This is a genomic window from Ramlibacter alkalitolerans, assembly GCF_016722765.1.
Taxonomy (GTDB): Bacteria; Pseudomonadota; Gammaproteobacteria; order Burkholderiales; family Burkholderiaceae_C; genus Ramlibacter; species Ramlibacter alkalitolerans.
Genome location: NZ_JAEQND010000014.1, coordinates 64,592 through 78,750, shown reverse-complemented (window position 1 = coordinate 78,750; position 14,159 = coordinate 64,592). Strand labels below are relative to the sequence as shown.

Annotated in this window: 15 protein-coding genes; 8 read left to right on the top strand and 7 right to left on the bottom strand. The window is 69.3% G+C overall.

Going from position 1 to position 14,159, the window contains the following annotated elements; all coding sequences use genetic code 11:
* Positions 1-12 precede the first annotated feature (12 nt).
* Positions 13-729, bottom strand: a complete 717-nt coding sequence (gene dnaQ, locus JI746_RS22675) for a DNA polymerase III subunit epsilon (protein ID WP_201692562.1) — start codon at positions 727-729, stop codon at positions 13-15.
* Positions 730-753: 24 nt separating this feature from the next.
* Between dnaQ and JI746_RS22670 the strand changes: the two genes are divergently transcribed.
* The 8 genes from JI746_RS22670 to JI746_RS22635 all read left to right on the top strand — a co-directional run bounded on the left by JI746_RS22670 (position 754) and on the right by JI746_RS22635 (position 9,088).
* Positions 754-1,518 (top strand): SDR family NAD(P)-dependent oxidoreductase, encoded by a 765-nt coding sequence (locus JI746_RS22670; RefSeq protein WP_201692561.1) that lies wholly within the window; start codon positions 754-756, stop codon positions 1,516-1,518.
* Positions 1,519-1,674: 156 nt separating this feature from the next.
* Positions 1,675-2,892: an ABC transporter substrate-binding protein gene (locus JI746_RS22665; RefSeq protein ID WP_201692560.1), complete on the top strand. Its 1,218-nt coding sequence runs from the start codon at positions 1,675-1,677 to the stop codon at positions 2,890-2,892.
* A 21-nt stretch (positions 2,893-2,913) separates the two neighbouring features.
* Positions 2,914-3,786 carry a branched-chain amino acid ABC transporter permease gene (locus tag JI746_RS22660; RefSeq protein ID WP_201692559.1) on the top strand — a complete coding sequence of 291 codons (873 nt, stop codon included), beginning with the start codon at positions 2,914-2,916 and terminating at the stop codon, positions 3,784-3,786.
* Positions 3,783-4,781, top strand: a complete 999-nt coding sequence (locus tag JI746_RS22655; protein ID WP_201692558.1) for a branched-chain amino acid ABC transporter permease — start codon at positions 3,783-3,785, stop codon at positions 4,779-4,781. Before JI746_RS22660 ends, JI746_RS22655 begins: the two co-directional genes overlap by 4 nt.
* Positions 4,774-5,514: an ABC transporter ATP-binding protein gene (locus tag JI746_RS22650; RefSeq protein ID WP_201692557.1), complete on the top strand. Its 741-nt coding sequence runs from the start codon at positions 4,774-4,776 to the stop codon at positions 5,512-5,514. Before JI746_RS22655 ends, JI746_RS22650 begins: the two co-directional genes overlap by 8 nt.
* Positions 5,511-6,224 (top strand): ABC transporter ATP-binding protein, encoded by a 714-nt coding sequence (locus JI746_RS22645; protein WP_201692556.1) that lies wholly within the window; start codon positions 5,511-5,513, stop codon positions 6,222-6,224. The genes JI746_RS22650 and JI746_RS22645 overlap by 4 nt, the downstream gene beginning before the upstream one ends.
* A 48-nt stretch (positions 6,225-6,272) precedes the next feature.
* The gene (locus JI746_RS22640; protein WP_201692555.1) at positions 6,273-7,748 is read left to right on the top strand and encodes a dihydroorotase; all 1,476 of its coding nucleotides are present in this window, start codon (positions 6,273-6,275) and stop codon (positions 7,746-7,748) included.
* A gap of 5 nt (positions 7,749-7,753) precedes the next feature.
* Complete coding sequence (locus tag JI746_RS22635; protein WP_330893058.1) at positions 7,754-9,088, top strand: FAD-dependent oxidoreductase; 1,335 nt, start codon at positions 7,754-7,756, stop codon at positions 9,086-9,088.
* Positions 9,089-9,257: 169 nt separating this feature from the next.
* On the opposite strand, the gene fdx is transcribed toward JI746_RS22635, so the two are convergent.
* The 6 genes from fdx to JI746_RS22605 form a co-directional block, all read right to left on the bottom strand.
* Complete coding sequence (gene fdx, locus JI746_RS22630; RefSeq protein ID WP_201692554.1) at positions 9,258-9,596, bottom strand: ISC system 2Fe-2S type ferredoxin; 339 nt, start codon at positions 9,594-9,596, stop codon at positions 9,258-9,260.
* A gap of 21 nt (positions 9,597-9,617) precedes the next feature.
* Complete coding sequence (gene hscA / locus JI746_RS22625; RefSeq protein WP_201692553.1) at positions 9,618-11,477, bottom strand: Fe-S protein assembly chaperone HscA; 1,860 nt, start codon at positions 11,475-11,477, stop codon at positions 9,618-9,620.
* Between the two features lie 19 nt (positions 11,478-11,496).
* On the bottom strand, positions 11,497-12,015 hold the full coding sequence (gene hscB / locus JI746_RS22620; protein WP_201692631.1) for a Fe-S protein assembly co-chaperone HscB: 519 nt from the start codon (positions 12,013-12,015) through the stop codon (positions 11,497-11,499).
* A gap of 121 nt (positions 12,016-12,136) precedes the next feature.
* Positions 12,137-12,460 (bottom strand): iron-sulfur cluster assembly protein IscA, encoded by a 324-nt coding sequence (gene iscA / locus JI746_RS22615; protein ID WP_201692552.1) that lies wholly within the window; start codon positions 12,458-12,460, stop codon positions 12,137-12,139.
* A 2-nt stretch (positions 12,461-12,462) separates the two neighbouring features.
* Entirely contained in the window at positions 12,463-12,849 is a 387-nt protein-coding gene (iscU, locus tag JI746_RS22610; protein WP_201692551.1) for a Fe-S cluster assembly scaffold IscU, read from the bottom strand.
* Positions 12,850-12,936: 87 nt separating this feature from the next.
* Complete coding sequence (locus JI746_RS22605; protein WP_201692550.1) at positions 12,937-14,157, bottom strand: IscS subfamily cysteine desulfurase; 1,221 nt, start codon at positions 14,155-14,157, stop codon at positions 12,937-12,939.
* Positions 14,158-14,159: the final 2 nt, after the last annotated feature.

Here is a 14,159-nt window from a genome sequence, read left to right as displayed (position 1 = left end):
GCAAGACCGCCATTATGCCACAGGTGAGATGGCTAGCTGACGCCACACTGTCTTGCCGCCGCTGGCCTTGTCCAACTGCTTCAGGACTTCTTCGTGCGCCGCGGCCTCCTGCTCGCTGGCGGTCAGCACCGGCAGCGTGAACTGGCGCAGGTCCACCCGCGTGACGATCGCGCCCGGCACGCCGGCATCGGCCTCGTCGATCAGGAGGGCGTCCTGGCCGCGCGTCATGTTGATGTAGACGTCGGCCAGCAGTTCCGCATCCAGCAGCGCGCCGTGCAGCGTGCGGCCGGAGTTGTCCACCTCCAGCCGGTCGCACAGCGCATCGAGGCTGTTGCGCTTGCCGGGGAACAGCTCCTTGGCCATCGCCAGGCTGTCGATCACCCGCGCCACGCGGCCGGTGAAGGACGGCCGCCCGAGCAGTTCCAGCTCCTTGTTCAGGAAGCCGATGTCGAAGGCGGCGTTGTGGATGATGATCTCGGCGTCCGCCACGTATTCCATCAGTTCGTCGACGATGGCGGCGAACTTGGGCTTGTCCCGCAGGAATTCGTTGCTGATGCCGTGGACCTTCAGGGCGTCCTCATGCGAGTCGCGCTCGGGGTTCAGGTACCAGTGCTTGTTGTTGCCCGTCAGCTTGCGGGCGAACAGCTCGACGCAGCCGATCTCGATGATGCGGTCGCCGGCTTCTGCGGACAAACCCGTGGTTTCGGTATCGAGGACGATCTGGCGCATGGTGTCGGAATTATGCTTGAGCGCATGGCCGACACCTTCAACCTGACCGACAGGATCGCCCTCGTCACCGGCGGCAACGGCGGCATCGGGCTCGGAATGGCGCGGGGGCTGGGCGAAGCCGGCGCCACGATCATCATCGCGGGCCGGAACGAGGAGAAATCCGCGGCGGCGTTGCGCGAACTGCAGTCGGCCGGCGTGCGCGCCGAGTCGCTGCCGTGCGACGTCACGGACGAAGCGGCGGTGCAGCGCCTGTTCGCGCAGGTCCGCGAGCGCCACGGGCGGCTGGACATCCTCGTGAACAACGCCGGCGCCACGGTGCGCAAGGCGCCCCAGGACTTCACGCTCGACGAATGGAACGGCGTGATGGACGTCAACCTGACCAGCGTCTTCCTGTGCGCGCGCGCCGCGCACCCGCTGATGGTGCAGGCCGGCGCCGGCAAGATCATCAACATCGCGTCCATCCTCTCGATCTTCGGGGCGCCCTATGCGCCGGCGTATTGCGCCAGCAAGGGGGGCATCGTGCAGTTCACCAAGTCGCTGGCGATCGCGTGGGCGAAGGACCGCATCCAGGTGAATGCGGTGCTGCCGGGATGGATAGACACCGAGCTGACGGTCGGCGCGCGGGCGCAGGTTGCCGGCCTGAACGAACGCGTGCTGGCGCGCACCCCGGCCGGGCGCTGGGGCACGCCGCAGGACCTGGCCGGCATCGCGGTGTTCCTGGCCAGCGCCGCCAGCGATTTCGTGACAGGGGCCGCGATACCGGTCGATGGCGGGTATTCGGTGTCCTGAGGTAAGGAAGCATGGATTCCCGCCTGCGCGGGAATGACGCAAGTGCTCGCCTGCGCGGGAATGACGCAATTGCTCGCGTGCGCGCGAACGAGAGAAGTACCCGCCGCAGTGCCAGGCTGCGAACCGATGACGGTGTTCAACAACGAGGAGAACGACATGTCTGCAGCATCCCCCGGCCGCCGCCGCTTCGTCGCGCAAGCGGGCGCCGCGGCCTCCGCCCTCGCCTTCCCGCTGGTCGGCGGCGCGCAGGCACGCTCCGTGCGCATCGGCGTGCTCCATCCCGTGACGGGGGCGCTGGCCTACTCCGGCCAGCAGTGCCGCGAAGGCGCATTGATGGCGATCGACGACATCAACCGCGCCGGCGGCATCAAGTCCCTGGGCGGCGCGAAGATCGAGCCGCTGCTGGGCGACGCGCAGTCCACGCCCGCGGCCGGCACGGCGGAGATCGAGAAGATGAACGAGGCCGGCGTGAGCGCCGTCGTCGGCGCCTATGCCTCGGCGATCTGCCTCGCGACCACGCAGGCCGCCGCCCGCTACGGCCTGCCGCACGTGGTGGACGTCGGCGTGGCCGACCAGATCGTCGAACGGGGCCTGAAGAACACCTTCCGCTTCGCTCCCGGCTACAAGAAGTGCGCGGACATCGCGCTGGCCAACCTGCACGTGCTCAATACCGCCGCCGGCAAGCCCGCCCGGACGGTGATGATCATCCACGAGGAGTCCCTCTTCGGCACCGGCACGGCGAACCTGCTGGCGCGCGAGTTGCCCGGCTTCGGCTACGAAGTGAAGGAAGTGATCAAGCACGCGAACCCGACCCGCGACTTCAGCAACATCGTGCTGCGGATGAAGGCCGTCAACCCCGACATCGTCATCCCGGCCAACTACTACAACGAATACGCGCTGCTGGTGCGCACCATGCAGCAGCAGAACGTCCGGCCCAAGGCCATCTACTCGGTGCTGGGCGGCGCCGCCTCGAGCTACAAGTTCGTCAAGGAATTCCCGCAGGCGGCCAACGGCATCATCGACTGCAACCACTGGTTCAATCCCAAGGACAAGCGCAGCTTCGAACTGAAGAAGCGCACCGAGGCCAAGAACCTGTTCTACAGCTACGAGGTGTTCCTCACCTACACGGCCATGCGCCTGCTCGCGGACGCGCTGGAGCGAGCGAAGTCCACCGACCGCGCTGCCATCGTCAACGCGCTGGAAACCAGCACCTTCTCCGACCACTTCCTGCCTTATGGCCCGACGAAGTTCGTGAACGGCCAGAACACGGGCGCACAGCCGCTCATGACGCAGGTACTGGCCAACGACATCAAGGTGATCGTGCCGCGCGAGTACCGCCAGGCCGAGCCGGTGTTCCCGCTGAAGGCGGCCTGAAGCGGCGCGCGCGGAGGCGGCGTGTTCGACTTCGCCATCCTGTTCCCGGCCTTCCTCAACGGCCTCACCACGGGCGCGGTGTACGCGCTCGTGGCGCTGGGGCTCACGCTGATCTACGGGGTGCTGCACATCATCAACTTCGCGCACGGCGCGGCGCTGATGATGGCGCTGTATGGCGTCTACTTCCTCAAGCAGGCCCTCGGCATCGACCCCTACCTGGCGCTCGTCCCCATGGCGGCGGTGATGTTCCTTGCGGGCTATGCGATCCAGCGCGGCATCGTCAACCGCGCAAGCCACGGCCGGGACGAGAACATCCTGCTGGTCACGCTGGGGCTGGCCATCGTGCTGGAGAACGTCGCCCTGCTCGCCTTCAAGTCGGACACACGCACCATCGAGACGCCGTACACGCTGGCGACGGTCGCCATCGGGCCGGCGGCCATCGCCGTTCCCAAGGTGGTGGCGTTCTTCGGTGCGCTGGTGGTCTCCGCCCTGCTGCTGTGGATCGTGCGACGCACCGACCTCGGGCGCGCGATCCGCGCGGTGGCGAGGGAAAAGCACGGCGCGCGGCTGGTGGGCATCGACGTCGACCACGTCTATGCCATGAGCTTCGGCATCGGCCTCGCGTGCCTCGGCGCGGCGGCCTGCTTCCTGCTGCCGGCCTACTACGTCAACCCGCAGGTGGGCAACGGCTTCGTGCTGGTGGCCTTCACGATCGTGGTGCTGGGCGGCATGGGCAGCTTCGCCGGCGCGCTTGCGGGTGGCCTGCTGGTGGGCGTGGTCGAATCGCTGGGCGGCCTCTGGTTCGGCGAGTCGCTGGGACAGATCGGTATTTTCCTGCTGTTCATCGGCGTGCTGCTGTTCCGGCCGCAGGGGCTGTTCGGGGCGAAGGCATGAGCGCACGGCGCGACCTGCTGCAGATCGCGGTGTTCGCCGTGGCGGTGCTGCTGCTCGCCTTCGGTGCGCGCTCCGGCGTCGTGCTGAACCTGGCCATGATGGCGCTGTACGGCGCGCTGATGGCCATCGCGTGGAACCTGCTGGGCGGCTACGGGGGCCAGTTCTCCTTCGGCCATGCACTGTTCTTCGGCACCGGCGCCTACGCGCAGGCGATCGCCCAGGTTCAGGCAGGGCTCAATCCGTGGCTCGCACTGCCGCTCGCCGCAGCGGCGGCGGCGGGCGTCGGACTGTTCGTCGGCGCCCTGTCCTTCCGCTACGGGCTCAAGGGCTCGTACTTCGCGCTGGTCACGCTGGCCTTCGCCGAGGTGTTCCGCATCCTCGCCCTTTCCGTGCCCTTCACCGGTGCCGGCGTGGGCCTCATGGTGCCGCTCAGGCAAGCCGCCGCGAACATGCAGTTCGCCGACCGACGCGGCTACGTCGTGCTCGCGCTGGCCCTGGTGCTCGCGGGCCTGCTCCTCACCACCTGGCTGCGGCATTCGCGCTTCGGCGCCTGGCTGCAGGCCTTGCGCGACAACGAGGACGCGGCCCGCGCCATCGGCGTCGATCCCTTCCGCGTGAAGCTGGGCGCCATCAGCTTGTCGGGTGCGCTGATGGGCGCCGCCGGCGCCTTCTACGTGCAGGTCTTCCAGTACATCGACCCCGGCATCGCCTACGGGCCGCACACCTCGGTGGAGGCGCTGGTGGCGGCGATCGTCGGCGGGCTGGGCACCTTGTGGGGCCCGGTGGTGGGTGCCATCGTGCTGCACCTGCTGGCCGACCTCACCCGCAACCTGTTCGGCGCGCTGCCCGGGATCAACATGATCGTCTACGGCGCGGTCCTGATCCTGATCGTGATGTTCGCGCCGCGCGGGCTGCTGGGGCTGGGCCGCTCGGTGCGCAGCCTGTGGGCCGGTGCGGCGCCCGCCCCTGCGCCGCGGGAGCAGCCCCATGGCTAGTGCCCTGCTGAGCGTGCGTGGCGTGTCGAAATCCTTCGGCGGGCTGGCCGCCGTGCGGGATGTCTCCTTCGAACTGCCGGCAGGCACCCTGGGCGCGCTGATCGGCCCCAATGGCGCGGGCAAGACCACCCTCTTCGCGCTCGTCTCCGGCTTCCTGCGGCCGGATGCCGGCGCGATCGCCTTCGACGGCGCCGACATCGCCGGCGTGCCGCCGCACCTGAACGCCCGGCGGGGCATGACACGCACCTTCCAGATCGTGCAGCCCTTCGCCGCCCAGACGGTGCGCGAGAACATCGCCGTCGGCGCGCACCTGCATTGCGCCGCGCGGCGCGAGGCGCTGGCGCAAGCCGATGCGGTCGCCCGCCGGGTCGGCCTGGCGCCGCAGCTGGACCAGCCCGCCGGCGAGCTCACCGTCGCCGGCCGCAAGCGGCTGGAGCTGGCGCGCGCCCTCGCCACGCGGCCGCGGCTGCTGCTGCTGGACGAAGTGCTGGCGGGCCTGAACCCGCAGGAAGTCGGCGAGATGGTGCCGGTGCTCCGCGACATCGCCGCCGGCGGCGTGACGGTGCTGATGATCGAGCACGTGATGCAGGCGGTGATGCACCTCGCGCAGCACGTCTGGGTGCTGGCCCAGGGCCGCCTCATCGCCTCCGGCACGCCCGGCGAGGTCACGCGCGATCCGCAGGTGATCGAGGCGTATCTCGGTCACGGCACAGCGCGCAGGCTCGCCGCATGAGCGAGGCCCTGCTCTCCGTCCGCGGACTGCGCAGCGGCTACGGCGCGGTGGAAGTGCTGCGCGGCATCGACGTCGATGTCGCGCCCGGCGAGATCGTCGCCCTGCTCGGAAGCAACGGTGCCGGCAAGACGACCTTCAACCAGACGGTGAGCGCCCTGCTGGCCGCGCGCGGCGGCAGCATCCGCTTCGCCGGCCACGACATCACGCGGGCGCACTACCGCGATGTCGTCGCGCAAGGGCTGATCCACGTGCCCGAGGGGCGCCGCATCTTCCCCAACCTGTCGGTGCTGGAGAACCTGGAGCTGGGGTCGTTCGCGCGGGCGCGGGCGCATCGGGCGAGCAACCTGCAGCGGGTGTTCGAGATCTTTCCGCGCCTGAAGGAGCGCACGGCGCAGGTCGCCGGCACCATGAGTGGCGGCGAGCAGCAGATGCTTGCGATCGGCCGCGGGCTCATGGGCGAGCCGCGCCTGCTCATTCTCGACGAGCCTTCGCTCGGGCTGTCGCCCCTGCTGGTCGAGGAGCTGTTCGGCCTCGTCGCGCGACTGCATGCGCAGGGGCTCGCGATCCTGCTGGTGGAACAGAACGTGGCGCAGACGCTGGAGATCGCCCAGCGCGCCTACGTGCTGGAAAATGGCGCGATCCAGTTTTCCGGCAGCAGCGCCGAACTGCTCGCGACCGACCGCCTGCGCCAGGCGTACCTGGGAGCGTGATCCCGTGAGGACCATGCGCTCCCGCTCACTCGAGAGGAGGACTTCCGCATGACCGGCCCGCAATACGACCTTCTGATCCGCAACGTGCGCGTGGTGCGCCCGCACGGCAACGTGGTGCATGCATCCGATATCGCGGTGCGCGACGGCAAGTTCGCGCGCGTCGCACCCGGCATCGATCCCCTGCAGGCGCGGGAGGTGCTGGACGGCCGCGGGCTGCTCGCCTTCCCCGGCGTCGTCGATGCGCACATGCACAGCGGCATCTACTCGCCGCTGGCGGAAGACGCGGTGAGCGAGTCGAAGGCGGCCGCCATGGGGGGCGTGACCTCGAGCCTCAACTACTTCCGCACCGGCCAGTACTACCTGAACAAGGGCGGCCCGTACGCGGACTTCTTCCCCGAGGTGCTGGCGACCTCGGAGAATCGCTTCCACGTGGACTACGGCTACCACCTGGCGCCGATGGACAGCACCCACATCGCGGAGATCCCGATGCTGGTGGAGAAGTTCGGCGTCGCCAGCTTCAAGATCTTCATGTTCTACGGCTCGCACGGCCTGCATGGCGCCAGCGACTCGCAGCGGCAGTTCCTGATGATCGGCGAGGACCAGCGCTACGACTACGCGCACTTCGAGTTCATCATGCGCGGCGTGCAGGCGGCGCGGGAACGATTCCCCGCGCGGGCGCACCAGATCTCGCTGTCGCTGCATTGCGAGACGGCGGAGATCATGACGGCCTACACCCGGCTGGTGGAAAGGGACGCCTCGCTCAAGGGCTTGGCGGCCTACAGCGCCGCGCGGCCGCAACACTCGGAGGGGCTGGCCGTGTTCATCGCCAGCTACCTCGCGCACGAGACGGCGCTGCCGACCGTCAACCTGCTGCACCTGAGCTCGCGCAAGGCGGTGCAGGCGGCGCTGATGATGGCCGAGGTGTTCCCGCACATCGACTTCCGCCGCGAGGTGACGATCGGCCACCTGATGCTCGATATCGACTCCCCGGCAGCAGAACTGGCGAAGGTGAACCCGCCGATCCGACCGCGCGAGGACGTCGAGTTCCTCTGGGATGCGCTGCTCGCCGGCGAACTGGACTGGGTCGTGTCCGACCACGCCTGCTGCCGCCACGAAAGCAAGATCCCCAGGCACTACTTCGGCAACATCTGGATGGCCAAGAGCGGCTTCGGCGGCACCGAATACCTGCTGCCGGCGCTGGTGAGCGAAGGCACGCGCCGCGGCATGGGCTACAACCACATGGCGCGCGTCACGAGCTGGGCCCCGGCGCAGCGCTTCGGCCTGAACCGCAAGGGCGACATCGCCGAGGGCTACGACGCCGACCTGGCGCTGGTCGACCCCGCCCGGACGTGGACCATCCACGCCGCCGATTCGCCGTCGACGCAGGGCTACACGCCCTTCGAGGGCCTCGAGCTGTCGGCACGCGTCGAAGCGACCTGGCTGCGCGGCGAGCAGATCTACGCCAGCGAGCGCGGCGTGATCGGCGCGCCGCGCGGCAAGTACCTGTTCCGGCCCACGGATTGAGCGCGGTGGACGCCGGTCCGCGGGTCGTGCGCGCCCAGGCGATCGATGCGCCGGTGCGGGTGCCGGTGGCGATCGTCGGCGCAGGCGCCTGCGGCCTGACCGCCGCGATCGCGCTGCGCGCGGCCGGTGTGGATTGCGTGGTGCTGGAGCGCGATGCCGTGGCCAGCGGGTCGACGGCGCTGTCTTCGGGCTTCATCCCCGCGGCCGGCACGCAGGTGCAGCGCGCGCTGGGGATCGCCGACGACGCGGAAAGCTTCGCGCAGGACATCCTGCACAAGTCGCGCGGCACGGCGGCCGCCCACCTGGTGCAGGCGTACACGCAAGCGGCGGCGCCGGCGCTCGATGCGCTCGCGGCACACGGGCTGCGCTTCGAGGTGCTCACGAACTTCCTCTATCCGGGGCACGGCGTGCACCGCATGCACACCCTGGCGCAGCGCACCGGCGCGGCGCTGGTGGCGGCACTGCTGGACGCGGCGGGCCGCGCCGGCGTCGATCTCCTGACCTCTGCGCACGCCACCGAGCTCTGGGTCGGGCCGCGGGACCGCATCCTCGGCATCGGCGTGCACCGGCCCGGCGGCGCCGTGGAGCGCATCGCCTGCGACGTGCTCCTGCTCGCCTGCAACGGCTTCGGCGGCAACGAGCCGTTGCGGCGCGAGCTGCTGCCGGAGATGGGCGAGGCGATCTTCGCCGGCCACACGGGCAACGACGGCAGCGCGATCCTCTGGGGCCGGCAGCTGGGGGCGGCCCTGGCGGACCTGGGCGGCTACCAGGGCCATGGTTCCTGGGTCGTGCCGCAGGGCGCGCTCATGACCTGGGCGGTGATGATGGAAGGCGGCGTGCAGCTCAATGCGCGCGGCCAGCGCTTCCACGACGAGACGCAGGGCTACTCGGAGGCGGCGGTGGACGTGCTGGCGCAGCCCGGCGGGATCGCGTGGAACGTGTTCGGGGAAGCGCAGTTGGCGCTGGCACGCGAGTTCCCCGATTTCGTCGCCGCCGAGGCCGCCGGTGCGCTGCGCACGGCTGCCGATACTGCGACGCTGGCGCGCATCATCGGCTGCGAGGCCGCGGCACTGCCGGCGGAGATCGCGCGCTTCGGGCCGCCCTTCCATGCCGTGCGCGTGACGGGTGCCCTGTTCCATACGCAGGGCGGGCTGGACATCGACGCGCAGTGCCGGGTGCGGCGTGCGGATGGATCGCTGTTCCCGAACCTGCTGGCCGCCGGCGGCGCGGCGCGCGGGGTCAGCGGGAATGCGGTGTGGGGGTATCTGTCGGGGAACGGGCTGCTGAGCGCGGTGGCGGGCGGGTGGATTGCGGGGCAGACGGCGGCGGGGCGTAGCTAGGGGCTGGGCGCTTCGCGCAGCGCTGGGGTTTCGCTGCGCTCCACCGCCAGCCTACGTGACCGCCGCGCCTTGTAGGCTCGTGGTGAGCGCCGAAGGCCGCGAACCCCAGCGCTTCCGGGGCGTGCCCTCACCCCGCCCCCTCTCCCAGGGGGAGAGGGAGGAAGGCAGCTCAGTGCTTTTCCTTGGCGTGGTTGATCGAGTACTTCGGGATCTCCACCACCACGTCCTTCTGCGCCAGGATCGCCTGGCACGACAGGCGCGAGTTGGCTTCCAGGCCCCAGGCCCGGTCCAGCATGTCTTCCTCGTTCTCGTCCATCTCGTTGAGCGAGGCGAAGCCTTCGCGCACGATGCAATGGCAGGTGGTGCAGGCGCAGCTCATGTCGCAGGCATGCTCGATCTCGATCCCGTTGTCCAGGAGCGCCTCGCAGATCGAGGTGCCGGCCGGCGCCTTCACTTCGGCGCCCTCGGGACAGTACTCGGGATGGGGCAGGATCTTGATGGTGGGCATAGATGGTGTCGCTGGTCCGCCTCAGATGGATTCCACGTTGCGTCCGGACAGGGCCTTGCGGATGCCCTCGTTCATGCGCTGCGCAGCGAAGGCCTCGGTGCCCTTGGCCAGCGCCTGCACCGCGGCTTCCACCGTGGCGGCATCGTTGCTCGCCTCGGCGGTCGCGCGCAGCGAGGCCATGAGTTCCTCGATGGCCTTGCGCTCCTGCGCCTCCAGCAGCTGGCCGTCGGCGTCGAGCGCGCTCTGCGTGGCCAGCAGCATGCGCTCGGCGTCGACGCGCGCTTCGGTCAGCGCCCGCGCCTTCATGTCGGCCTCGGCGGTCGTGAAGCTCTCGCGCAGCATGCGGGCGATCTCGTCGTCCGACAGGCCGTACGAGGGCTTGACCTCGATGCGCGCCTCGACGCCGCTGGTCTGCTCGCGGGCGGACACGTCGAGCAGGCCGTCGGCGTCGATGGTGAAGGTGACGCGGATGCGTGCCGCGCCCGCCGCCATCGGCGGGATGCCGCGCAGCTCGAAGCGCGCCAGGCTGCGGCAGTCGGCCACGAGGTCGCGCTCGCCCTGCACGACGTGGATCGCCATCGCCGTCTGGCCGTCCTTGAAGGTCGTGAAGTCCTGCGCCTTGGCGGTCGGGATGGTCTCGTTGCGCGGTACGATGCGCTCCACCAGCCCGCCCATGGTCTCGATGCCCAGCGACAGCGGGATCACGTCCAGCAGCAGCAGGTCGCCCTGCGGGTTGTTGCCGGCGAGCTGGTTGGCCTGGATGGCGGCGCCCAGCGCCACCACTTCGTCCGGGTCGAGATTGATCAGCGGTTCGCGCCCGAACAGTTCGGCCACGGCGCGGCGGACCTGCGGCATGCGCGTGGAGCCACCCACCATCACGACGCCCTTCACCTCGTCGCGCTGGAGCTTCGCGTCGCGCACGGCCTTGCGCACGGCGGTGAGGGTGCGCGCCGTCAACTCCCTCGTGACGGCCTCGAAGTCGGCGCGGGTGACGCGCACGCTGGCCGCACGGCCGCCGAGCGCCAGCGGAACCTCCACCGCCTCTTCGTCGGACAGCTGCTCCTTCACCCGGCGCGCCAGCATCTTGATCGTCGCCTTCTCCGCGGAGCTTTCCGCGACGAGCCCCGACTGCTGCTGCAGCCAGTCCGCCAGCGCGCGGTCGTAGTCGTCGCCGCCCAGGGCGGAATCGCCGCCGGTGGACACGACCTCGAACACCCCGCGCGACAGGCGCAGGATGGAGATGTCGAAGGTGCCGCCGCCCAGGTCGTACACCGCGTAGAGACCCTCGCTGCCGTTGTCCAGCCCGTAGGCGATGGCAGCGGCGGTGGGCTCGTTGATGAGGCGCAGCACGTGGACGCCGGCGAGCTGCGCCGCGTCCTTGGTGGCCTGGCGCTGGGCGTCGTCGAAGTAGGCCGGCACGGTGATCACGGCGCCGTACAGGTCGTCGCTGAAGGTGTCCTCGGCGCGGTAACGCAGCGTGGCCAGGATCTCGGCGCTGACTTCCACCGGCGACTTCGCGCCTTCGCGCGTCTGCAGCTTGACCATGCCCGGCTCGTCGAGGAAGCGGTACGGCAGCTTCTCGCGGTTGGCGATGTCGCCCAGCCCGCGCCCCATGAAGCGCTTGACGGAAGCGATCGTGTTCTCGGGATCCTCGGCTTGCGCGGCGACGGCCTCCCAGCCGATCTGGCGGCGGCCCTCGCCGAGGTAGCGCACCACGGACGGCAGCAGCACGCGGCCCTGGCCGTCGGGCAGGCATTCGGCGACGCCGTTGCGCACCGAGGCGACCAGCGAGTGGGTGGTGCCGAGGTCGATGCCGACCGCGATGCGGCGCTGGTGGGGATCGGGCGAGGCGCCGGGTTCGGAAATCTGCAGCAGGGACATGGCTTGTGCGGTGAACCCGCTATTGTCCCAGTTGCGCGAGCCGGCCCTCGACGTCCTCGGCAAAGCGCTCGATGAACATGAGGGCTCTGACCTGCTGCGCGGCAGCCTTGGGGTCGTTCTCGGCATCCAGCAGCTGCCCGATGCGGGCCAGCATCTCGCGCCGGCGCGTCAGCACGCGCTCGGACAAGGCGTCGAGCTCGTCTTCGCTGTCCGCCTCGTCCAGGGCCTCGCGCCAGTCCATCTGCTCCATCAGGAAGGCGCCGGGCATGGCGGTGTTGCTGTGGGCGTCGATGGGCGCGCCCAGCAGCTCGCACAGGTAGGCGGCGCGCCGCAGCGGATCCTTGAGCCGCTGGTAGGCCTCGTTGATGCGCACGGACCACTGCAGCGCCACGCGCTGGGCCGCGCCGCCCTGGGCGGCGAACCGGTCGGGATGGGCTTCGCGCTGCAGTTCCTTCCAGCGCGCGTCGATCTCCGCGCGCTCCTGGGTGAAGCGCTGCGGCAGGCCGAAGAGTTCGAAGTCGCTGTAGCTCAGGTCCATCATGGCAAAAAAAGGCCGCCTGTCCGGCGGCTCATTCCCGGGCCACCGCGGGGCCGGGCGTCGCCGGGCCGCTGGTGGCGCCCCCTGGCGGGGCCGGCGCCGCAGGCGCTGCGGGGGGGCGTCATACCCGGAAGGATTCCCCGCAGCCGCAGCGATCGCGCTCGTTGGGGTTGTTGAACCGGAAGCCCTCGTTGAGGCCCTCGCGCACGAAATCGAGCTGGGTGCCGTCGATGTACGCCAGGCTCTTCGGGTCCACCAGCAGCTTCACGCCGTGGTTCTCGAAGACGATGTCTTCCGGCGCCACCTCATCGACGTACTCGAGCTTGTACGCCAGCCCCGAGCAACCGGTGGTCTTGACGCCGAGGCGGACGCCCACGCCCCTGCCGCGCTTGGCAAGGTAACGAGTGACGTGCCGTGCCGCGGCTTCAGTGAGCGTGACGGCCATGTTCAATTTGCGTGCTTCTTCTTGTAGTCCTGGACGGCGGCCTTGATCGCGTCTTCGGCGAGGATCGAGCAGTGGATCTTCACCGGCGGCAGGGCCAGTTCCTCGGCGATCTGCGCGTTCTTGATCGACGCGGCCTCGTCCAGCGTCTTGCCCTTGACCCATTCGGTCACGAGCGAGCTGGAGGCGATCGCCGAGCCGCAGCCGTAGGTCTTGAAGCGCGCGTCCTCGATCACGCCCGTCGCCGGGTTGACCTTGATCTGCAGCTTCATCACGTCGCCGCAGGCGGGCGCGCCCACCATGCCGGTACCGACGTCCTCGTCGCCCTTGGCGAAGGAGCCGACGTTGCGGGGGTTCTCGTAATGTTCGACGACTTTTTCTGAATAGGCCATGTTCTACTCCTGGTTGGGCGTTGAGCGTCGGGCGTTGAGCGTGGGTTCACCGTCCACGCCGGACGCCGAACGCTCAACGCTGAACGTTCAATGAGCTGTCCACTGGATGGTGCTGATGTCGATGCCGTCCTGGTACATCTCCCACAGCGGGCTCAGCTCGCGCAGCTTGGCGACGTTCTGCCGGATCGTCGTCACCGCGTAATCGATTTCCTCTTCGGTCGTGAAACGGCCGATGGTCATGCGCAGGCTGCTGTGCGCCAGCTCGTCGCTGCGGCCCAGGGCGCGCAGCACGTAGCTCGGCTCCAGCGAGGCGGAGGTGCAGGCGGAGCCCGAAGACACCGCGAGGCCCTTGATGCCCATGATGAGCGATTCGCCTTCGACGAAGTTGAAGCTCATGTTCAGGTTGTGCGGCACCCGGTGCTCCAGGTTGCCGTTGATGAAGACCTGCTCCACGTCGCTCAGGCCGTCGAGCAGGCGCTTCTGCAGCCGGCGCACGTGCTCCAGGTCCTTGTGCATGTCCTGCCTTGCGATGCGGAAGGCCTCACCCATACCCACGATCTGGTGCGTGGGCAGCGTGCCGGAACGCATGCCGCGCTCGTGGCCGCCACCGTGCATCTGCGCTTCCAGGCGCACCCGCGGCTTGCGGCGCACGTACAGGGCGCCTATGCCCTTGGGCCCGTAGGTCTTGTGCGAAGCCAGGCTCATGAGGTCGACGGGCAGCCTGGCCAGGTCGATCTCCGTCTTGCCGGTGGCCTGCGCCGCGTCGACGTGGAACAGCACGCCCTTTTCCCGGCAGATGGCGCCCAGGGTGGGGATATCCTGGATCACGCCGATCTCGTTGTTCACGAACATCACCGAGGCGAGGATCGTGTCCGGACGGATCGCGGCCCTGAACTTCTCCAGGTCCAGCATGCCGTCTTCCTGCACCTCGAGGTAGGTGACCTCGAAGCCCTGGCGTTCCAGTTCGCGCATCGTGTCGAGCACGGCCTTGTGCTCGGTCTTCACGGTGATCAGGTGCTTGCCGCGCGTCTTGTAGAAGTTCGCGGCGCCCTTGAGCGCCAGGTTGTTGGACTCGGTTGCACCCGACGTCCAGACGATCTCGCGCGGATCCGCCCCGATCAGGTCGGCCACCTGCTGGCGCGCCTTCTCCACGGCCTCCTCAGCCTCCCAGCCCCACGCATGGCTGCGCGAAGCGGGGTTGCCGAAGTGCTCGCGCAACCAGGGGATCATGGCGTCGACCACCCGGGGATCGACCGGCGTCGTGGCGCCGTAGTCCATGTAGATCGGGAAATGCGGAGTCATGTCCATGT